This window comes from Vibrio sp. Sgm 5, assembly GCF_026241575.1.
Taxonomy (GTDB): domain Bacteria; phylum Pseudomonadota; class Gammaproteobacteria; order Enterobacterales; family Vibrionaceae; genus Vibrio; species Vibrio jasicida.
Map to the genome: position 1 here is coordinate 99,662 of NZ_JAPHPY010000003.1, position 22,226 is coordinate 121,887.

Consider the following 22,226-nt stretch of genomic DNA (forward strand, 5'->3'; position numbering starts at 1 on the left):
GCCTCGCACTGCGGGGCTTTTTATTTGCTGATGCTTCACTTGCTTACTATATATAAAACCAATAGTCTTGTGTGGTTACTTCTAAACCATTGAATCGCCATGACTCGTCCGCATTGCTTCGTCCTGCAACATGACTCCCCTATTTCTTTCTATCCTGATAAAAATCAGTTGATAATTGATGGTGAGGAGGTTCACTTAGAGCCATTGCAAGCAAGATTGCTGAGCTACTTTATCGAGAGTCGTGGGAAAGTACTGAGTACCCAGCAAATCGCCGATGATGTCTGGCAAAGGACGCAAGTTTCCGACAACTTGGTGAGACAAGTCACAAGTCATTAGTCTACTGCGCAGTCAGCTTCAGGACAAAACGCGTCCGTATCGCATCATTCAGACCATTCCTAAGCAAGGTTACTTACTTGATATCGAAGTGACTGAGCCAAGCATAACGCGCCCTCCTATCACTGAAGAAGCGGTTCCTCTTACTCGTACCGCAAAGCCTAAAAACAAACGTATGGTTTTAGCTGTAGCTGCAATCCTGACGGTTGGGCTTATTGGGGCTTGGGTAGTAAAAAATGGTGACACCACAGATGAAACAACGGTGATAACAGCACAACAAAGTGACGTAGTGCCCGTTTATATTCATGATATTACGCTCGATTCCAGCAGCAACTTTGAAATAGCAGAAAGCGTATATAACTATCTCTTCTATGGTCTAAATTCAGCCAAAAACCTATCCGGTTATCACTATTCTCAGTTATCCCAACAAAGTAAGCAGTCTCTTGCCAACCACGGTGTTGAGCTCAAAAGCTGGATTAAGAAAGTAGATGGCAATTATGTGCTTAGCGTCTTGGTGCAAAACAACCATCAACCCAACCAGAGCCAAAAGGTAGAGAAGACGTTTAACCAAGATAACTTCTTCGATGCTATCGGTGATGTGATTTTAGAAATCAAAGCCATCATTGCACCAATGAGTTCCGATTACGAAGTGGCTAGCCACCGCGTGACGTCCATCAGTAACTATGACGATTGGAAAGTGATCTCTGAAGGGATTTCTCTTTTCTACCAAGGTAAGGGAGGTCCCGCTTTTTCGGATATTGCTCAACAGCTTAATGCGATTCAACAGCAAGGGCGAGACAGCTATTTGGTCAGCGCTTTGTTGTCTTACTCTGAAGCTTTAGCTTACTTACGCGAGCACAAACAAGAAGACCGAGAACAAGCACTTCACTCAGCTAAGCAGGCGTTAGAACTGAACCCACGTTGTGATATTGCCAACCTCACTTTGGGGCTCGCTTTGCTTATCAACCAGCACCCTAATCAAGCCTTCCCGTACTTGTTTTACGCAGCAGAAAGCACGCCAAGCCCAATCAGTTTTTACTTACTCAGCGTGGCTGACAAACTCGCAGATAACCCGAAAGGCTCGCAATACAATTACCAACGCTATACTGAGATGAAAAAAGAGCATAACGGGCAACTGTTTGATCTTATTGAATCTTCACAAAAAGCAAACCTATTCCAAACAGCAAAATAGTCTCAAATAAAGCGGAGTGAAAAATCGCAGCTCTCGCCTATTGTTAAGTCAGCCTCCCCAATGCTGATGGGCATTCTGGATGTTTGATTTTTGTTTGGAGTTCAACTCGCTTGCCTTGCATCAAGCGTAAAAAACGTGCCTTCCACATACTTGTAAACCAAATCATTCATTTCTTGGGATACACACATGTTGAAGAAGTTTGCTTTTCAGATCATTCCAATCCAGATCTTTCTGTTCGTCTTTTGGTTTAAAAATGGCTTTATCGATAAAGTGATGGGCGTGCTACTTGGCTTCATCACGCCTGACACCGCCCATGCAGGCGATACTTGGGCTGGCTGGAAAGGTTATATCGTTGGAACTTGGGATAAGAGCCAAGTCGGTCATGCACTGCTAAGTCCAACGTTTGACTTTATGTTCCCGATCCTCATTGCTTTGCAGTGCTTACCGTTTTTATTGGTGATTCGCTCGGTGCTGGCAGGTGAGTTTATGGCTGGAAAAGAGCGTCCGTGGCTACTCTATGCGGCTTTTGCATCTCTGTTCGTAACGGGTTGTATGGCTTTCACCCAAACCATTACAGGTGCAAGTGATGGACAATATCTATGGCAATTTATTGGCTTTAGCATGGTTGCCATCATGTATCTGCGTAACGAACAAGGTAAATAGCATTACGTCAAAAGCCCCAATCAAATGGGGCTTTTTCATGACTTTTAGTCTGTTTTAGGCATTGATGTTCTTCATACAATGTTCACATAGCACAGGCTTTTGCTCTGCAGACTTGAGGCGAAAACGCTGCCAGAAAGTAGGTTCAGCTTTAGTGACAAAAATACCGCCCAATAATGGCAGCAGCAGAGCGACAGAAACCAACGACAAACTGTTACCCGCAATCCATGTAGAAAGACTCAGTGCAATCAACGGGAAAAACAAAAAACAGATCGAGGCAGTAAACGGCGTCGACACTTGTCCAAGCTTAAAGTACGCCACAATGCCACCTACGCTAGCAAACATACCGAGATAAATCACAGCGCTAATCGAGTCCACCGAGAACTGAGAAATATCTGGTCGCTCGACGATCAGTGAGGTGATAAACAACAGCACAGAAGCAACAAAGCTTGGAAAGGCGTTGTAAGTCAGTACTGGAATGCCTTTACAGAACTTTTCAACAAACACATACATCACTGCATGAATCGCGACCGCCCCACCTAGAGCGAGAAAGCCCAGCAGATAATCCTCTCCACCTAGACTCATTTCTTTCGCCAGAATCAGAATTAAGCTCAGAACCGCGACCAAAAGGCCGACAATCTGGGATTTACGTAACCTAAGCCCAAGAAACAGACTCGATGTCACCATCACCGCTATCGGCATATTGGCGAAGATGATCGAAGCAAGGCCCGATGAAATGTATTGTTCCCCAAAAATCATCAAGGTAAACGGAATCGCGAAATAGAAAATCGCAACGACGAACATCCAGAACACTTTACCTTTAGGGAAAAACAGAGGTTGTTTGAGGTGTTTAGCCAACATGATTAATAGCGGTGCGGCAATCAGAAAACGCAGTCCAGTAGCAAAGATAGGTGGAATAGTTTGCACCGCTACTTCCATCGCAAACCACGTGGTGCCCCAAATCAAACACACAGACACGAACAAGATAATTGGTAGATGCTTATACGTCATGACGACCTCCCGCTTGTTGAGCATTAACAAGGTTTGGCAGATACGCAGCAAGGCGCTCGTTACGAGCAATTAAAGTGGTTTTCATTTTTTAGTTCCCATCACAGGGCGGTGTAAATAAAAAAGCTATTTACACGCGTAACAAATTCGCACGGTAATGCGTGCAGTGACATTGTTGGCAGCGATATGCTGCGAGATAGGAATTAAGCTATCGGAGGACGATAGTGAGAGTGCATATCTGCACTGGTATAGATAGAAGTTTGGCTAGTAGCAAGCTCATGACGATATGGTGCCTCATATGAACGTTGCTGGGTTTCGACAACTGCCGTGCCCGAAGCATGACCATGGGAACAACATTGTTTTTCGAAGCATGTTCCGCCCGGTTCACAACAACCCGGTTCTTCCTTGTTGACGGAATTAAACTCGATATCACAATAGCTAAAGTGCATCACTTCTGCATTGGGAGTGTTATCTGAGTAACCGGGTGAGACCTCTGCACGAGCTACGCCACTCGACAGCATAAAAGCCATCAAAGCAGAGAGCAGGAAGCAAATTGTGGATGTGCTTTTCATCAGCATCACAATGTCTCATAAAGAGGAGAATACGGGATAGCGTGAAGATAACTGTCAAACAGACAAGAAACAATAGTGCTTGAGGTGACTTTACACTTTTTTACCCCAAAGTCGTGTAGATGTGATTCCCCTTCACACAAAAACAAAGCCTCGCACTTGGCGAGGCTTAACATTATTCATCTTTTTCGGCGGTTTGATTATCAATATACGGCCAATAATGATGACCGACTCGAATAACCAAAGTAGCGGCAGCTAGAATAAACGCGGCCAAAGACAACCACACTATCATCACTGAGTCGAGCTCTTTCATTCCGAGAGTGATATAGCGAGCAATGGCCATCATGGCAATGTAAATTGGGTAACGGACTGGTATCTTACCGTTCATCACAAACTGCCCAACCATAGCAAGCACTTCCAGATAGATGAACATCAATAAGATATCATCGAGTGCAACACGCTTTTGCACGTAAATATGGACAAACTCTTCGACCATAGCCCAAACAGTCGCCAGAGTAATAGCAACCAAAAGCACGGCTTCAAGCAGATGAAAGATTTTCAGAAAGGGACGACTGAATGATTTAGGTAAATGCGACGGCATGGCCAACTATCCAAGCAAATCAAAGGAGTAAGTTTGCAGTGTAGCACGCAGAGTTGAGTAAGCTGAACTGACAAACCTCACCGGCAGAAAGAAAAAACGCCCCAATTAATAGGAGCGTTTCATTTTACCTAGAAGGTGACTTTACGCCACTTGCTGCTTTTTTTCTGCCACGCGCTTTTTCTTGCGGTATTTAGGGTGCGTGATAGGAATCGCGGATAGTAGTTTTTTGGTGTAGTCATTTTGAGGGTTCGCGTAAATTTCTTTCGCGTTGCCCGCTTCCACCACTTTGCCAAAGTACATCACCGCCACTTTATCGGACACATGTTTCACTACAGACAAATCATGAGAGATGAAGATGATGGCCAGATTCATCTCTTGCTGAAGTTGCAGTAACAAATTCAAGATCTGAGCCTGAACCGATACGTCTAACGCAGAGACTGACTCATCACAAATCAACAACTTCGGTTTAAGAGCGATCGCACGAGCAATACCAATACGCTGACGTTGACCACCAGAGAATTCATGTGGATAACGGTTCACTGCCGTTTCTGGCAAACCGACTTTGACCAACAGCTCTTTCACCCATTGCTTACGCTCTGAAGACGTACCAATGTTGTGAATCACGTACGGCTCTTCGAGAATCATTCCAATCGTATGGCGTTGGTTAAGCGATTCCATCGGGTCTTGAAAGACAATTTGCATGTCTTTACGCAATGAGCGCATTTGTTTCACAGACAATTTGGTGATGTCTTTACCTTCAAAGAAAATCTTACCTTCTGTTGGCTCGTACAATTTCAAAATAGTACGACCTAGGGTACTTTTACCACAGCCAGATTCACCAACTAGGCCTAGAGTTTCCCCCTCACCTACTGATAACGACACGCCATCAACGGCTTTAATGGTGTAGCCTTTCTTAAACAGTCCTTTACCTGATACAAAGTGCTGCTTAAGATCTTCAATTCTTAATACTTCTTTTGCCATAACATCCTCTTTTATGACTTGTTCACTTTGCACCAGTTAGCTAGCAAACATACTGGCATCGATCGGTTTAATATCGATCATCTGTTTAGGTTCGTTATCTAAACTCGGCATCAAACCCATTAAACGTTCTGTATAAGGGTGCTGTGGGTTATCAAACAGCTCGAAAATCTCGGCTTTTTCCACAATACGACCACCGTACATCACGGCTACGTCATCACACACTTCCGCAACCACACCAAGATCATGAGTGATAAAAATCATCGCCATGCCCGTTTCTTCTTGAAGCTCATTCATTAGTTCAAGAATAGACGCCTGCACGGTTACATCCAGTGCTGTGGTTGGTTCATCACAGATAAGAATGTCTGGTTTACACGCTAATGCCATCGCGATCATCACACGCTGACGCATGCCACCCGATAGGTTGTGTGGGTATTCATTCAGACGCTTTTCTGGCATTGGGATTTTTACTTTGGCCAGCATTTCTAGCGCGTAAGACTCTCTTTGCCTCTTATCCAATTCAGGACGGTGCAACTCCAAGACTTCGCACAGTTGGCGCCCGATACTATGTACGGGATTCAAAGCCGTCATCGGGTCTTGGAAAATAATAGAAATGCGGTCGCCGCGCATGGCGTACATTTCTTCTGCTGGTAATGTGGCAAGGTCTGTACCACGGTAATTGACCTCACCATTGACGATATTACCGTATGGTTTTGGCAACAGACCCATTATCGACATCGACGTGACACTCTTACCACTGCCCGACTCACCAACTAGACCAAGGGTACGCCCAGCACGAACATCAAAGTTCACGCCATGCAGTACTTTGACAGGTCCATCATCCGTAATGAATTCAACCTCAAGATCTTTAACACTCAGGATTACATCGTTTTCCATAACACATCCTTACAGCTTATAAGTGTCATCAACGACAACAACCGGTTCAAAAGTCTTACCCGATTTCATCGCCTTCTGGGTTTCTTTCTTCACATCAGTATCAATCCAGTAAGTGCCATCACCAATGATGCCACCGCTAAACAGTGCTTCCGTCATACGGTTCATTGGCTTCTCTGGCAGCTTTAACCAACGCCAGTGGCCATAACGAACGTAAGGCACCATATAACCAGGAACAATCACGTGCGCATCAATAATGTCACGCTGGATTTCATGACCAAGTTGGATCTTTTTGTCCATGTCCATATTGAAGCGATAATCGATGATCTTCGCATCAAGTTCAGGCGTGCTGTAGTTTGTGAACGAGTTGGTTTGAGGCTTATTCGCGTTCACTGAGTGGAAGTATTCCCAATAGGTTGGTATCTCAGAAGTACCCATATCAAGGAACGCTAAATCATGTTTCTTCTCACGCACATATTTGAACATCGACGAGCCATCGATCAGCTTAAGCTCAATGTCTAAACCAGCCAATTTAGCCTGCTCGCGCACAAAGGCGATACGAGGCGTGTGTACTGGTGTCGCGTACGTCAATTCGAAGCTCAAACGTTGGCCTTTGTCATTGATACGGATACCGTCCGAACCAATCTTATCAAAACCAGCTGCAGCAAACGCTTGTGCCGCTTTTTCTGGGTCAAATTTCGGAGCTTTAGCATCTGGCAACGTGTATTTGCCGTGGCCGTATCCTGTTGGGTTAGGCTTACGGCTGTAGTCACCACGCATGATATTTTCGATCATGCCATCAAAGTCGATCGAGTGAGTAATGCCTTTGCGGATGTTTAAATCATCCAATAATGGCATTGCAGTATTCATCCAAACACCGCCAGCCCCTACAGGGTATTGGTTGTAACCCCAGAACTTCTGAATGTAGCCTTTTTGGTAAGGTGCGGTATTGGATTTGTCATGCCATAAGCTTGGTAGAACCAGACCAAATGCATCTAAACTACCTTTCTCAAAGTGCTTCTTGGCAATATCGTTATCACGGATGACGGTGATGCGAATCTTGTCGACGTTATAACGGTTTTGGTAGTACTTGTTCGAGTAACCCCACCAGTCTTCGCCTACGTGTTTAAAGGTAACGCTTTTACCTTTTTTGATATCCGCTAGGTAGTAAGCACTCGTAGTTGGTTCACTCTTAAAGTTGTAATAGCGAACAAAGTTGTCGTGAATACCATCACCATTCTCATCTTTCTTTGGATTCGCATAGAAATGAGCAGGACGAGGACGCAGTGCGCCCATTCTTAACAACAACTCTTCAGGATTGAGTTCTTTCGCGGCTTTAACCGCGAACGTTAAATCATCGAACTTAATCACATCTTCGACAGTCTTGTTATAGTAATCGTTATACCATGGCTCAAGAATGTCTTTCGAGCGATAGAACTTCAGCATAAATACAAAATCGTCGGCAGTGACAGGTTTACCATCTGACCATTTTGCTTCTGGGTTCAGTTTAAAATAAACGGTTTTGTTATCGCCCGCTAACGCCCACTCATTAGCTAACTCCGGAATAAATTCGAGAGTATCAGGGTGACGTACAACCAATCCCGGTGTTTCATCCAGGATATAAGAACGCAAACCTGAGTTGGCATCGGGGCCAACACTACGCAAAGTCTGAGGAAAGCTCGACATATACGCTCGGAAGGTACCACCACGTTTTGCTTCAGGAGAGCCATATTGAGGCTCATCCCAGTTTGTTTGCCAGTTTAAGTCAGTCGGAAGCGTTGCTGACATCGCACCAAAACTCAGGGCGCTCAGCGTTGACGCTAATAATAATTTTTTCATAAAACTTCCCTTTTTATGTTCTGCTCACAATGCTTACTTAAACGTAGCGCGTGAATTTTTTCGGGTCGAATGCAGCTCGGATAGCTTCACCAATAAAGGTCACCATCACTAGCACCAGTACGATAGAGCTAACAACAGAAGCAACGATCCATGGCGAGTCTAGGTTCGACTTACCTTGTTGCAATAACTCACCCCAACTTGGTGTCGGAGGCATCAGGCCAAGGCCTAGGTAATCTAGTGCTGTCAGTGCTGTGATGTTCGCTGCGATAGTAAATGGTGCCAGCGTCACAATCATTACCATGGTATTTGGCAGGATGTGGTTGAACAGGATACGGCCGGTTGACGCACCTAATGCACGTGCTGCCATTACGTATTCACGAGCCGACTCTTTATAGGTCATGGTACGCATGTACCAAGTCATCCCCATCCACCCAAAGAGTACGTTAATACCGACGAACAGAGTAAAGGTTGGTTGCACTATCGAGACGAGGATCATGATGACGTACAAAAACGGAACCATTGACCAGACCTCGATCAAACGCTGAACAAATAAGTCAAATTTTCCGCCCCAGAAGCCCATCGCACAACCCACGGCAGTACCAATCGCATACGAGATGGCCATGGTTAGCAACGCAAAGCCCATTGCCGTTCGAAAGCCATAAACCAATCGAGCTAAAATATCTCGACCAATCACATCAGTACCTAGGTAGTGCTTATCTTCGGCGCTTGGCGCTGTAGGTGGGAAATCACCGCTAAAGTCTTGCTCGTATGGGTTCCAAGGTACAATAGGTAATACAACGAAGTTATCGCCACCTTCTAATTCGAATACCTTTTGTAGCTCTCGGTAGTCTGCTTCACTAGAAGAAGCTTGGCCAAACTCAGAACCCAAGCGGACATCACTGACGACAGGAAAGTAAAAACTACCATCGTACTTAACGACCAGTGCCTTACTGTTGATCAACAGCTCCGAAAACAATGAAAGGATCAGCATGGTTGATAAGATCAAAAATGACCAATAACCGCGTTTGATTTCTTTAAAGTGACGGAACTTCTTTTGAGTTAATGGGCTAACTTTAATCATATTACGCTCCAAACTTCACTCGTGGGTCGACTAAAGCAACACAGATATCTGAAATGATATTACCGATCAGTAGCAATACCGCGTTGATAGCTACGATGCCCATAACTACAGGATAATCGCGCTCCATGATGGACTCATAACCAAGCAGGCCGATGCCATCAATATTGAAAATTACTTCAATAAGGAATGCACCTGTCATAAAGAACAACAATGAATTACCAAAGTGAGAGGCGATTGGAATCAAACTATTGCGCAGCGCGTGCTTGCGTACTGCTTTCTTAAATGGCAAACCTTTTGCAATCGCAGTACGAATGTAATCGGATGACAAGTTTTCCATCAGGTTATTTTTCATTGTCATCGTTAGCGTTGCAAAGTCACCAATCAGGTAACAGATAAGAGGTAGTACCGCATGCCACATGATGTCTTTTGCGCGCTCAAAGAAGGTTTCATAGTCATCAAAGTCGTCTCCGACAAAGCCTCCCATCGGGAACCACTCTAGGTGATAACTGAACAAGGTGATAAGTAGGACACCAACCACGTATCCGGGTAGTGCGTACCCGACAAAGATGAGAATAGAAGAAGCGGAATCAAATACGGAGCCGTGTTTAAGCGCTTTATAATAGCCGAGCGGAATCGAAATAAAATAACTGATAAAAAAGGTCATTCCGCCATAAAACAAAGAAACAGGTAAGCGCTCTGCAATCATGTCAGACACAGGTTCGTAATAACGAGTAGATTCACCTAAATCAAGCGTCACCAAGCGACTCAACCACTCAACATAGGCTTCCATCACTGGTTTATCTAAGCCATAAAACGCATTCAGCTCAGCGATTTGATCATCGGAGAGAGCGGTATTACCGCCAGCAGATGTCATTGACGCGGCGCCATCACCTTGCGCTTGCATTTGAGAAAGCATGCGCTCAACCGGACCACCAGGTACGAATCGCGTGATAGCAAAGATAAGAATGGTAATCCCCAGAAACGTTGGGATAACCAACGCCAAACGGCGTAAAAAGTACGACAGCATATACAACTTGCTCCTTGTCTACTGTCCATTATTAGGCGGAATTGGAGAGGAGGAATCCGGCCCAAAATGGTGCATCTCTATCCCGTAGTAACTAAAGCTGTTGAAACACACTCCCTGAATTTCAAAAGCCAGTTTTTTCCACTACTGCAATAATTTCAGCGTCATATTTATCTTGAATCCACTGAAGCTTCAAGTGTTTGAACCCAAAACATGACAAACTTCCCTCGAGGTCGAAAAATAGAAATGTTTTTGTAAAAAATTATAAAAAACCACAAAACCAATTCATACAGAATATCAATCTGGGCACTTTAGAGCCAAAACCCTATATAAACATGCATATATAGAGAATAATTAGACGAAAACGCCCATTACTATTTGACCCTGAAATACGAGTGAGCCCTTTTATAATGGTGGGTATCATATTCTGATACCACTCCTTGCGATCGAGTTAACATAGAGACCATTCCATAAAAAAACCAAATCAGAATAATTCTCTAGATAAGCATCCATTTTCAGTACCAATCGCCTAGTTAAAAACCAAAGGCCACATAAGTCATTAGTCTTTACAAGAAACACAAAATACGGTGTTTTATTAATATTTAATCTCACCCACCCTTCCTAACACAGCCATTTATTCTGTGATTTACATCACTTTTGGAATTTTACATCTTTTTTACATTTCCTTATCTCTGTTTACCACTGGTTTGACTTCCTTTTTTCACCTCAGGTATACATGTGGCAAGCGTTAACGAAATCTTAACGTCACAATTGGTCTTTAAGTGACCATACATAGGAAATAATAATAATCGGAGCAACAAGGATGTATAAAAACACAACCGCTTTATCTGTTGCGATCAGCCTTGCACTGGGAACGGCGGCGGCAGTGGCCCCACTAGCAGCACAGGCAGAAGAGCAGCAAGTTGAAAAACTTCAAAAGATGAAAGTTACTGGTTCACGTTTAACACGTGCGTCTATGGAAGGAAGCACTCCAGTAGCAGTAATCGGCCGTGCAGAAATTGAACGTGCCGGTGATGTATCTATCGCTGATGTACTACGTAAATCTTCATTTAACTCTTTTGGTTCACACAGCGAACGTTCAGGCAGCTCGGCACAAAGCCAAGCAACCATCTCTCTACGAGGTCTAGGTTCTGAACGTACTCTAGTTCTAATTAACGGCAAACGCCTTCCTGGCTCAGCAGCTATGGGTGGCGGTGCTGCCAACATCAACGTAATCCCTTCTGCAATCGTAGAACGTGTTGAAGTAATGGCCGACGGTGGTTCCGCTGTATACGGTTCAGATGCTGTTGCGGGTGTAGTGAACATCATCTTGAAAGATGAGTTCGACGGCATCAACGTCACAGTTGGTTCAGGTATCCCTAGTCAAGAAGGCGGCGATGAACAGAATGTTGCTTTCGTGATGGGTACAAGTGGTGAGAAAGGCAACATCATGTTCTCGTTTGAGCATGATAGTAAAGACGAAATCTACCAACGCGATCGTGACTACCTAAGCTCAACCAATACTGGTGCGGACAACTACTTTGATATGTCTGGTGTGAGTATCTACGGCCGAAACGTTTACCATAATGGTGAGCTTAAAGCGCTGAAAGGTTACGACACAGACGCAACTTGTGATTCATCAAAAGGCTTTGTTGGTCTAACCAACTACCCTGGTCTGGGTGATATCTGTGGTTACGACTACACAGCTGATGCTGCGCAAACTGCTTCTCTAGAGCGTAATACTGTTTTTGTTAACGGTAATATTTTCCTGAATGACGACACAACGTTCAATGCACAAGTGCTTTTGAACCGCAACGAAAGCTTCGGTCGTTATGCTCCTGCAGCAGGTTGGTTTGAAGTTGACCCAACAACATCTGGTGGTTCTGACTTCTTCACAGAGAATGGTCTCGATCCAGCTGCGGGCCCTGCTCGTGTTTACTACCGTTTCAACAACGTAGGTACACGTGACAATAACGTAACTGACTTCCAAGCTGATTTGAAAGCAGGCCTAGACGGCACACTTTACACAGATAGCTTCGGTGATGTGGTTTGGGAAACGGGTTACCAGCTTAACTTCTCGAACAGTAACGAAATTGGTACAGGTTACGTGTTCCGCTCACCGGCTGAACAGCTAGCGAACTCTGGCGAGTTTGTTGATGGCGAGTTCAGTGCTGATGCAACGAGTGACCTAGCAGCCGGAACAAGCCGCGAAACGCAAATGGAAATGCACAACTTCTACGGTGGTCTTCAGTTTGACCTAGCAGAAATCGGTGACGTTACCATTCCTGTGTATGTTGGTGCAGAGTTCACAACTTACGATTACTTTGACAAATACGATCCACAAAGTGAAGCAGGTAACATCATCGGTAGTTCTGGTAACTCAGCAGGTGGTGACCGTGAAACTTACGCGCTTTACGCAGAGTCTCTGATCGCGTTTACCGATGAGCTAGAGATGAATATTGCGGCACGTTACGACCACTACAGTGACTTCGGTAGTGAGATTTCACCAAAAGCATCATTCCGTTACCAACCTCTTGATAACCTAATGTTCCGTACAGGTGCGGGCATGGGCTTCCGTGCGCCAACATTAGCAAACCTTTACGGTGCGGATAGCTTCTCTGCAGATAGCGCAAAAGATTACGTTTACTGTCAAGCAAACGGCATCTCTGACGCAGACTGTCCAGAAACTCAGTACGACGTAACTCGTACATCAAACGAAGATCTAGATGCTGAAACATCTGTGTCATTTAACTTCGGTGTAAGCTACTCACCAATCGAAGATCTAGACCTGACACTTGATTACTACAACATCAGTATCGATGACGTAATCACGCTTAACTCTCTACAAAGCATGATCGACCAAGAGCGTAGCAGTGGTGTTGCTAACCCGAACATCGACCGTGATGCAACAGGCCGTATTACGCACGCAACAGCAGGCCTAGAAAACTTAGGTACTCTAGATACTTCTGGTCTTGACCTGAAAGTTGGCTACCGTTACGACTTCGACTCAGCTGTTCTACGTTACGACTTCATGGGTAGCTATGTTCTTGACTACAGCGCACCTGAATACGTGAATGGTCCAGTGAACAACCAAGTTGGCCGTAATGGTCTACCTGAGTACCGTTTCAACACAGGTGTTGGCCTTAACTTCCTAGAAGAGCACGATGTTTACCTATCAGCAGACTACATCGCGTCACAAGCACAAGACGTTGATGAGAACTACAACAAGACAGGCAACATCCCATCACAAACCATCTGGAACGTAGCATACAACTACCTAGCTCCATGGGATGCGAAGTTCACTGCAGGTGTACGTAACCTTACCGATGAAGACCCAGCATTTGAGTCTGATGGTGTGACTTACGATGCTGACCTATACAGCATTCAAGGCCGCGTTTACTTCGTGAAATACTCTCAAAACTTTTAATTAAAACCTTTGGCGCAGGAGCTTTTCCTGCGCCCCACTCGACTGACTTTTATACACTGACAAGGATGCAACTATGACGTTAAAGGAATTTGGCGTAAGTGCAGTTACTGCCGCGATTTTATCGGTAAGCGGAGCAGCCGTCGCTGCAGACTCTGGTACCGTCGTCGCTAGCCAAGCAAAAACGACGAAGTCTTCTCAGGCTTCACAACAAAAAATCGACACCTATGCTGAAAGCACTGAAGGCATGTTGGCTGAATACAAAGGCCTTCTGCGTCAGATCGACAGCATGAAAATCTACAACGAGCAAATCAATCGTATGGTTCAATCGCAGCAAGGCGAATTGGATTCATTAAACAGCCAGATTGCTCAAATCGATCAAACCGCGACTGAGGTTGTGCCTCTTACATTGAAAATGATCGACGCTCTTGATGAGTTCGTTGTGCTTGATCTTCCTTTCCAAAAGGAAGAACGCGCAAAGCGCGTTAACGAATTGCGTGACCTGATGGATCGTGCAGACGTAACAACTTCTGAGAAATTCCGTAAAGTAATGGAAGCGTATCAAATTGAAGAAGGCTTCTCTCGCTCAATCGAATCTTACAAAGCTAGCCTAGAGCGTAACGGTGAGACCGTGACTTACGACTTCCTACGTATTGGTCGTACTGCGCTTCTATTCCAATCTCCGGATGGCGGTGAAACAGGTATGTGGAATCAACAAACCCGTCAATGGGAATCACTACCAGAAAACTACCGTATCGCTGTACAGCAAGGCCTTCGTATCGCTAAGAAACAAGCGCCACCAGCGCTGATCAAACTGCCTGTATTTGCTGGGGAGGAATAAGAAATGAAAGGATTCAAAACTCTAGCCGCTGGTTTGCTAGCGAGCTTATTCATGATTTCCGGTGCGCAAGCTGAAGCACCTAAGAACTTATCTGAGCTACTGAAAAACGTAAAATCAGAAAGTATCGTTGAATCAAAAGAGAACAAGGCTCGTGAAGCTGAGTTCAAAAACAACCGTGACCAACAAGCTGCACTTCTTGAAAAAGCACGTGCAGAACTTGCAGCACAGCAAGCTCTTGGTGACGAATTAAAAGCAACATTTGATGAAAACGACAAACAGCTAACTGACCTAACAGAAACACTGCGTGTTCGTTCAGGTACGTTAGGTGAAATGTTTGGTGTGGTTCGTCAGTATGCAGGTGAATTTAAAGGCCTATTTGCCGCTTCACAAAATGCTGTTCTTTTCCCAGAGCGTGACGCGCTTCTTACGAAACTAGCAGAAAGTAAAGAACTTCCATCAACGCAAGAACTTGAAGCATTTTGGCACACGATCCTACAACAGGTAGTGGCATCAGGCGAGACAACAACAGCACAAGCAACGGTTGTATACGGCGAAGGTAAAGAAGCGGTACGTGACGTCACTCTTGTCGGTGAGTTTAACGCAATCGCAGATGGTAAGTACGTTACTTACGTACCTCAAACCGCTAAGTTTGAAGAACTATCACGCCAACCACGCAAAAACATTACTGGCCTAGTTGGTGGTTTTGAAGCAGCAGAAGGCACATACGAACCTTTGTTTATCGACCCATCTCGTGGTGTGATTCTGTCTCTACTCGTACAAAGCCCTACTGTTCAGGAGCGTATTGACCAAGGTGGTATCGTGGGTTACGTCATCCTAGGCATGGGTGCTATCGGTGCACTTATCGCGCTTATCTGTTACCTACGCCTATTGGTTATTGGTGGCAAAATGCGTAAGCAAGCGAAATCAGACACTGTTATTCCAGGTAACCCTCTGGGTGAAGTAATCCAAGCTTACCAAGACCACAAAGGTGACAACCTTGAGGATCTTGAAGCGAAACTGGATGAAATCATCCTACGTAACGCACCGAGCATTGAACGCTTTATCAGTTCAATCAAGCTGTTTGCTTCGGTAGCTCCTCTTCTGGGTCTACTAGGTACCGTTATGGGTATGATCGGTACATTCCAAGCAATCACACTATTTGGTACAGGTGATCCGAAGCTAATGGCTGGCGGTATCTCAGAAGCACTTGTTACTACGATGCTTGGTCTAGTTGTCGCAATTCCTCTACTGTTCCTGTACACCATCGTACACAGTAAAGGTCGCCGTTTGGTTCAAACTCTTGAAGAACAGAGTGCAGGCTTCATCGCTCGCTATCAGGAAAAACTGCATAAAGCCGAAAGCTAAGGAGGCATTATGTGGTGGTTAGTTGGAGAACTTGAATCAATTAGGCGCTTCTTGGGAATGGGTGGCGATGTACTTGTCGCCATCTTTATCCTCAGCTTTATGTTATGGGCAGTCTTGTTAGAACGTTGGTTTTACTTCGCTGCTGTCGCTCCCAAAGCAATGAAAAAAGCGGTGAGCTTTTGGGAAGAGCGTTCAGAACATAAAAGCTGGAACGCAAAGATGATCCGACAAGAAATGGTTTCTCGTCAGGATATTGAGAATAGAAAGGGACTGCCAATCGTTAAAGTACTGATTGCACTTTGTCCCCTACTTGGTCTGCTCGGCACTGTTGTCGGTATGATTCAAGTATTCGACATCTTAGCGGTAACAGGAACAGGAAGCCCCCGAGCAATGGCCTCGGGGATCTCAAAGGCAACAATCCCAACATTAGCGGGAATGGTGGCTTCTCTATCAGGACTTTTCTTTAGTACTCGTCTTGATCATTTAGCCAAAGTCACCACGCAGAAGCTTGAAGACAAGCTGAAGCACATTGCCTGAGTAAACGGAATTAGAGGTATAGGTCATGAAGAGACGCTATAGCAATGACAGCAGCGACGAGGCTGCTATCGATATGACTCCGATGCTAGACATCGTATTCATCATGTTGATCTTCTTTATCGTAACAACATCGTTTGTTAAGGAAGCAGGTCTAGAAGTAAATCGTCCTACGGCAAGTTCAGCGCAAACCGTGAAGAAAGGTAACATCATGGTTGCTATCGGTGCAGCAGGCGATGTGTGGGTAGACAAGCGTCGTATTGAAGTCGATGCGGTTCGTGCCAACATCGAGCGTCTACGTGCTGAAAGCCCAGACGGTGCGGTTGTAATCCAAGCGGATACAGAAGCAAATGCTGGCGTAGTCGTGAAGGTGATGGACCAGATTAAGATGGCAGGTGTTGAAAGCATCTCCATTGCCGCAACCAATAAGGATTAAGCCTATGCGGTATCTGGCCTCAATTGCACTGGCGCTCATTGTCTCCCTTGGATTGTTCTGGGGGATGGACAAGCTAGTAAACAAAGAGCGCCACGAGCTAGTGTCGAATGATGATCTCCGTATGGTGGAATTCATTCGCATTAAACCGGACGAAAAAATACAGGAGAAAAAGCGCGAACTCCCGAAACCACCACCACCGAAACGCCCGCCGCCGCCACCTGAAATGAAGGTAACAGCAACGGTCAAACCGGTGATGGATCAAATCCCAATGGATATGCCGAAACTCGACCTACCAGTGAACGTTACGGGTGGTTCAGTACTCGGTCACTACTCTCAAGGTGGTGGTGCTCAACTGGCTGGAAGCGGAGGTCCTGTTCCTCTTGCGACATTCCAACCTCAAATGCCACGTAAAGCGGCACGAGCTGGGATTGAGAAAGGTATCGTTTTAGTAGAGTTTACTGTTAACGAGCGTGGCAGTGTTCAAGATGTCAAAGTCTTAAAAGAAACACCACGTAAGTTAGGCTTGGGTAAAGCAGCAAGAAAAACCGTATCAAAGTGGACCTTTAAACCAAAAATGGTTGATGGAAAGCCGGTAACTTCGCGCTTATCGCAAGAAATCGAGTTCTCTACTAACTAAGGAGTCGCAACATGAAAACATATACAAAATTGTTAGCTTCTCTATTGGTTATTGCAGGTGCGTACAACGCACCTGCCCTAGCAAAAACACCAGAGTTGTCTGACAGAACATTCCGAACTGTGAACAAAGTTCAGGAACTGATTGCAACTGAAAAATACTCGGATGCTATCTCTAAACTGAACTCTGCCTTGGGAAGTACCAAGAAAAAGAAATACGACCGCGCCGTGTTACTACAACAGATGGGCTTTCTATATTCTTTAAAGGACGATTACCCAAAAGCAGCGAAGTACTTTGCTGAAGCACTCAAGTTAGATGCTTTACCAGTACCCGTAGCTCAACAGGTTCGTTATAGCCTCGCACAGCTTTATCTAGCAGAAGGCAAATTTAAGCAATCAGTTAATACGATGAACGAGTGGTTCAAGATTGCTGAAACAACAGAGGAAAAACCTCAAGCACATGCTTACATCACATTGGCAAGTGCTTACATTCAACTAGAAGATTACCGCAACGCAATTCCGCCAACCAAAAAGGCAATTGCAATGACGAAGAATCCTAGTGAATCTTGGTATCAGCTGTTGATGTCTGCTCACTATGAATTAAAGCAATTCAAAAGTGTTGCTGGCGTGCTAAAAATCTTGACTACCAAGTACCCGCAAAATAAGCGTTACTGGACACAATTGTCTGGTATTTACATGGAACTCAAACAAGAGCGTAATGCCCTTTCAACCTTAGAAATGGCTCATAAAATGGGTCTTTTAGAGGGAGAGAAAGAGTATCTACGCTTAGTGAACTTCCAAGCTTATCAAGGTGTACCTTTCCGCGCGGCTAAAACAATGCAAACGTCGATGGAAGAAGGTCATGTTGCGCGTACTGCTGAAAACTTAGAAAAACTAGCGTCTTTCTGGCAACAAGCGCAGGAACTAGATAAGTCGATCGAGACTTATGTAGCGGCCTACAAGTTAGCGCCAAAAGCAAAAACGCAGATCAAGATTGCTCGTTTGATGATTCTCGACAAGCAGTACTCAGCAGCAACTAAGTTTGCTAAGAATGCCGCACCAGACGCCAAACGTGATGATAAAGGTGAGCTGAACTACATTCGAGGTATGGCGTACTTCGAATTAAATCAGCCAAGCAATGCATTGAAAGCAATGAAGAGTGCAGCGCAATCGCCTGATATGAAGCCTGTCGCTAGCCCTTGGATCAACTTCTTAGAGTCTCAAGGCTAACAGGCCACCAACACCTGTAAAGTAGTAACCAAAGTGGTTATGGTTACTCCGAAAATTAAGTGTGAGTCAGTCGCACGCCTGGGGAAGTGAAAGCTTCCCCTTTTTTCGTTTCTGTATACAAAGATATGAATTTATACTGAGCCTCAAAGATCCAAAAGATCGGCTAGCCACCGCAAAGAGATCATGATACTCTTCGCCTCCATTTTTCTGGCGGGTTTATCACCAATCTCAAGCGGTTTGGTGAGAAAATCATCAACGTCAGTGCTATCGTTATACCAATTTCGCCAATAAGCGTTATTAGCATGACACAAGGTCGATACTCTTTCGGCATTCACTCAATCCAACCAAAAGTGGAACAGTACAATGGGCAAAGGTACTCTCTATATCGTATCGGCACCTAGCGGCGCAGGTAAATCTAGCTTGATCTCAGCAATGTTGGAACGCAACCCAACATACGCAATGAAAGTGTCTGTGTCTCATACTACTCGTAGCATGCGCCCTGGCGAAGAAAATGGTACGCACTACCACTTCGTAGCAAAAGAAGAGTTTGAAACTCTAATTGCTAAAGGCGACTTCCTAGAATATGCAGAAGTGTTCGGTAACTACTACGGCACATCACGCGTATGGATTGAAGAAACGCTAAATAAAGGCATCGACGTATTCCTAGACATCGATTGGCAAGGCGCACGCCAAATCCGTGAGCAAATGCCAGAAGCGAAAAGCATCTTTATCCTGCCACCATCAAATGGTGAGCTAGAGCGCCGTCTAAACACTCGTGGTCAAGACAGTGAAGAAGTAATCGCAAAACGCATGGCAGAAGCAAAGTCTGAAATCTCGCATTACAACGAGTACGATTATGTGATCGTAAACGACGATTTCGACACTGCATTGATGGACTTTAAAGCCATTCTACGTGCGGAAAGATTGAAGGAAGAAAAGCAAGCTGCTAAATATAAAGGTATGCTTGATGCGCTTCTAGCAGAGTAATTCTGTTCGGAAACACAAATTTTCGCTTCTTTATTACGGTAAGGAAGCTTATATTGTTTATATAGAAAGTCATTGTTGTTGCACGTCTTATCGCTAGTAAATATTACGCTGAGACTGTATACTTTCTCGTCATTCAAAATTTAGTTAACTATTTGGAGTCCTCATGGCACGCGTAACTGTTCAAGACGCTGTTGAAAAAGTTGGCAACCGTTTCGACCTAGTACTGATTGCGGCTCGCCGCGCTCGTCAAATGCAAACTGGCGGTAAAGATGCACTAGTGCCAGAAGAGAACGATAAGCCAACGGTTATCGCTCTACGCGAAATCGAAGAAGGTTTAATTACTAAAGAAGTTCTAGACGCTCGTGAACGTCAAGAACAGCAAGAGCAAGAAGCGGCAGAGCTAGCGGCAGTAAGCAGCATCGCTCACAACCGTTAATTCTGACTTTAGAATTCAACAACCTCCCGGGCCTATAATTTGTATCTATTCGATAGCCTCAAAGACGTTGCCCAAGAATACCTAACAGAGCCTCAAATTGAGGCTCTGCGTCAATCTTATGTGGTAGCAAGAGATGCCCATGAAGGGCAAACCCGCTCAAGCGGTGAACCATACATCATCCACCCAGTCGCTGTGGCTCGAATCTTGGCCGAAATGCGCCTCGATATCGAAACCCTCCAAGCTGCTTTGCTGCATGACGTCATCGAAGACTGTGACGTTACAAAAGAAGATCTCGAAGAGAAATTCGGCAATACCGTCGCTGAGCTGGTTGATGGTGTATCTAAACTGGACAAACTCAAATTCCGCGATAGGAAAGAGGCTCAAGCCGAGAACTTCCGTAAGATGGTTCTGGCGATGGTGCAAGACATCCGCGTTATCCTGATCAAACTGGCCGACCGTACGCACAATATGCGCACGCTAGGTGCCCTGCGCCCTGACAAAAAACGCCGTATTGCTCGTGAAACACTGGAAATCTACGCGCCGCTGGCTCACCGACTTGGTATTCACAATATCAAAACGGAACTCGAGGAGCTTGGCTTCGAAGCGCTTTACCCTAACCGCTACCGCGTTCTAAAAGAAGTGGTGCGAGCGGCACGTGGTAATCGAAAAGAGATGATCCAACGTATTCACAGCGAAATTGAAGGCCGACTCGAAGATGTAGGCTTAAACGCGCGCGTGTTAGGTCGTGAAAAGAACCTGTTCTCCATCTACAACAAGATGAAAACCAAAGAACAGCGTTTCCACACCATCATGGATATCTACGCTTTCCGAGTGGTTGTTGATACTGCCGATACTTGTTATCGCGTCCTAGGCCAAGTACACAGCTTGTATAAGCCGCGCCCTAGTCGCATGAAAGATTACATCGCAGTACCAAAAGCGAACGGCTACCAATCGCTACACACTTCTATGGTCGGCCCACACGGTGTACCAGTAGAAGTTCAGATCCGTACCGAAGATATGGATCAAATGGCGGATAAAGGTGTTGCAGCACACTGGTCATACAAAGACAAGGGCGACAAGTCTGGCACAACAGCGCAAGTGAAAGCTCAGCGTTGGATGCAAAGCCTACTTGAGCTACAGCAAAGTGCAGGTAACTCATTCGAATTCATTGAAAACGTAAAATCGGATCTGTTCCCAGACGAAATTTACGTCTTCACGCCAAAAGGTCGGATCGTTGAATTGCCGTTAGGTGCTACAGCGGTCGACTTTGCTTATGCAGTGCATACTGATGTTGGCAACTCTTGCGTTGGTACTCGTGTTGATCGCAACCCTTACCCATTGAGTAAGGCACTGAAGAACGGTCAGACAGTAGAAATCATCAGTGCACCAGGCGCTCGTCCAAACGCGGCTTGGTTAAACTATGTCGTGACATCGCGTGCCCGCACTAAGATTCGTCAAGTATTGAAAACCATGCGTCGCGAAGAGTCGATTACCTTGGGTCGTCGCCTTCTGAATCACGCCTTAGGTCGCCACTCGATTGATTCAATCTACCCAGAAAACATCCAAGAAGTGCTCACAGATCTACGTTTAGAAAGCGTTGATGATCTGCTTGCAGCAATTGGTTTGGGTGAATTGATGAGTATCGTCATCGCTCGTCGCCTACTAGGTGACACCGATGAGTTGACCACAACAAGTTCGATTCCAAACGAATCTAAAAAGAAACTGCCAATCCGTGGGGCTGAAGGCCTGCTACTGACTTTCGCAAATTGTTGTCACCCTATCCCAGATGACCACATTATCGCTCACGTATCGCCAGGTCGTGGTCTTGTGGTACACCGTGAAACGTGTCCAAACGTACGCGGTTATCAAAAAGAACCAGACAAATACATGGCTGTTGCTTGGTCTGAAGAGTACGACAAAGAATTCATCGCTGAACTGAAAGTCGATATGCTTAACAACCAAGGTGCGTTAGCGGAATTGACCAATGTGATTTCGAAAACCGGTTCGAACATTCACGGTCTCTCGACCGAAGAGCGCGACGGTCGCTTGTACACCGTTACCGTACTGCTAACCACCAAAGATCGTGTTCACCTTGCTGGCATCATGCGTAAAATTAAGACCATGCCACAGGCGACTCGAGTCAGACGAAGAAAGAACTAAA

Annotated in this window: 19 protein-coding genes and 1 pseudogene; 12 read left to right on the forward strand and 8 right to left on the reverse strand. The window is 45.2% G+C overall.

The genetic code is table 11. The features are described 5' to 3' along the window. Positions 1-99 precede the first annotated feature (99 nt). Both OQJ86_RS02900 and OQJ86_RS02905 read left to right on the forward strand, forming a co-directional pair. A pseudogene (locus OQJ86_RS02900) lies at positions 100-1,525 on the forward strand (winged helix-turn-helix domain-containing protein). A gap of 186 nt (positions 1,526-1,711) precedes the next feature. After that, on the forward strand, positions 1,712-2,188 hold the full coding sequence (locus OQJ86_RS02905) for a hypothetical protein (protein WP_265986197.1): 477 nt from the start codon (positions 1,712-1,714) through the stop codon (positions 2,186-2,188). 54 nt (positions 2,189-2,242) lie between these two features. Here OQJ86_RS02905 and OQJ86_RS02910 read toward each other — a convergent pair whose 3' ends face one another. The 8 genes from OQJ86_RS02910 to OQJ86_RS02945 form a co-directional block, all read right to left on the reverse strand. Beyond that, entirely contained in the window at positions 2,243-3,196 is a 954-nt protein-coding gene (locus OQJ86_RS02910; protein WP_038870115.1) for a DMT family transporter, read from the reverse strand. A 200-nt stretch (positions 3,197-3,396) separates the two neighbouring features. After that, the gene (locus OQJ86_RS02915; RefSeq protein ID WP_042599841.1) at positions 3,397-3,771 is read right to left on the reverse strand and encodes a hypothetical protein; all 375 of its coding nucleotides are present in this window, start codon (positions 3,769-3,771) and stop codon (positions 3,397-3,399) included. A 166-nt stretch (positions 3,772-3,937) separates the two neighbouring features. Further along, a complete protein-coding gene (locus OQJ86_RS02920; RefSeq protein ID WP_038870113.1) occupies positions 3,938-4,363 on the reverse strand; it encodes a phosphate-starvation-inducible protein PsiE in 426 nt (141 codons plus the stop codon). Positions 4,364-4,504: 141 nt separating this feature from the next. Then, positions 4,505-5,344 (reverse strand): ABC transporter ATP-binding protein, encoded by an 840-nt coding sequence (locus OQJ86_RS02925; RefSeq protein WP_080774273.1) that lies wholly within the window; start codon positions 5,342-5,344, stop codon positions 4,505-4,507. A gap of 36 nt (positions 5,345-5,380) precedes the next feature. Next, positions 5,381-6,238: an ABC transporter ATP-binding protein gene (locus OQJ86_RS02930; RefSeq protein ID WP_050568419.1), complete on the reverse strand. Its 858-nt coding sequence runs from the start codon at positions 6,236-6,238 to the stop codon at positions 5,381-5,383. A 9-nt stretch (positions 6,239-6,247) separates the two neighbouring features. Beyond that, positions 6,248-8,074, reverse strand: a complete 1,827-nt coding sequence (locus OQJ86_RS02935) for an extracellular solute-binding protein (RefSeq protein WP_265986200.1) — start codon at positions 8,072-8,074, stop codon at positions 6,248-6,250. Between the two features lie 37 nt (positions 8,075-8,111). Beyond that, the gene (locus OQJ86_RS02940; protein WP_038870110.1) at positions 8,112-9,155 is read right to left on the reverse strand and encodes an ABC transporter permease; all 1,044 of its coding nucleotides are present in this window, start codon (positions 9,153-9,155) and stop codon (positions 8,112-8,114) included. Position 9,156: 1 nt separating this feature from the next. Next, entirely contained in the window at positions 9,157-10,182 is a 1,026-nt protein-coding gene (locus OQJ86_RS02945; protein ID WP_005434432.1) for an ABC transporter permease subunit, read from the reverse strand. An 820-nt stretch (positions 10,183-11,002) separates the two neighbouring features. Between OQJ86_RS02945 and OQJ86_RS02950 the strand changes: the two genes are divergently transcribed. From OQJ86_RS02950 to spoT, 10 genes are all read left to right on the forward strand, one after another. Then, entirely contained in the window at positions 11,003-13,606 is a 2,604-nt protein-coding gene (locus OQJ86_RS02950; RefSeq protein ID WP_038876964.1) for a TonB-dependent receptor plug domain-containing protein, read from the forward strand. Positions 13,607-13,679: 73 nt separating this feature from the next. Next, positions 13,680-14,444: a DUF3450 domain-containing protein gene (locus OQJ86_RS02955; protein ID WP_265986202.1), complete on the forward strand. Its 765-nt coding sequence runs from the start codon at positions 13,680-13,682 to the stop codon at positions 14,442-14,444. 3 nt (positions 14,445-14,447) lie between these two features. Further along, on the forward strand, positions 14,448-15,809 hold the full coding sequence (locus tag OQJ86_RS02960) for a MotA/TolQ/ExbB proton channel family protein (protein ID WP_038870104.1): 1,362 nt from the start codon (positions 14,448-14,450) through the stop codon (positions 15,807-15,809). A gap of 9 nt (positions 15,810-15,818) precedes the next feature. Beyond that, the gene (locus tag OQJ86_RS02965) at positions 15,819-16,346 is read left to right on the forward strand and encodes a MotA/TolQ/ExbB proton channel family protein (protein WP_038870102.1); all 528 of its coding nucleotides are present in this window, start codon (positions 15,819-15,821) and stop codon (positions 16,344-16,346) included. A gap of 25 nt (positions 16,347-16,371) precedes the next feature. After that, positions 16,372-16,779 carry an ExbD/TolR family protein gene (locus OQJ86_RS02970; RefSeq protein ID WP_005430119.1) on the forward strand — a complete coding sequence of 136 codons (408 nt, stop codon included), beginning with the start codon at positions 16,372-16,374 and terminating at the stop codon, positions 16,777-16,779. Positions 16,780-16,783: 4 nt separating this feature from the next. Further along, positions 16,784-17,416, forward strand: a complete 633-nt coding sequence (locus OQJ86_RS02975) for an energy transducer TonB (RefSeq protein WP_005529132.1) — start codon at positions 16,784-16,786, stop codon at positions 17,414-17,416. Between the two features lie 11 nt (positions 17,417-17,427). Then, positions 17,428-18,642, forward strand: a complete 1,215-nt coding sequence (locus OQJ86_RS02980) for a tetratricopeptide repeat protein (RefSeq protein WP_265986204.1) — start codon at positions 17,428-17,430, stop codon at positions 18,640-18,642. Between the two features lie 363 nt (positions 18,643-19,005). After that, positions 19,006-19,629: a guanylate kinase gene (gene gmk / locus OQJ86_RS02985; RefSeq protein WP_038870100.1), complete on the forward strand. Its 624-nt coding sequence runs from the start codon at positions 19,006-19,008 to the stop codon at positions 19,627-19,629. Between the two features lie 163 nt (positions 19,630-19,792). Then, positions 19,793-20,065 carry a DNA-directed RNA polymerase subunit omega gene (gene rpoZ, locus OQJ86_RS02990; protein WP_005379346.1) on the forward strand — a complete coding sequence of 91 codons (273 nt, stop codon included), beginning with the start codon at positions 19,793-19,795 and terminating at the stop codon, positions 20,063-20,065. A 39-nt stretch (positions 20,066-20,104) separates the two neighbouring features. Beyond that, the gene (spoT, locus tag OQJ86_RS02995) at positions 20,105-22,225 is read left to right on the forward strand and encodes a bifunctional GTP diphosphokinase/guanosine-3',5'-bis pyrophosphate 3'-pyrophosphohydrolase (protein ID WP_038870099.1); all 2,121 of its coding nucleotides are present in this window, start codon (positions 20,105-20,107) and stop codon (positions 22,223-22,225) included. Position 22,226 lies beyond the last annotated feature (1 nt).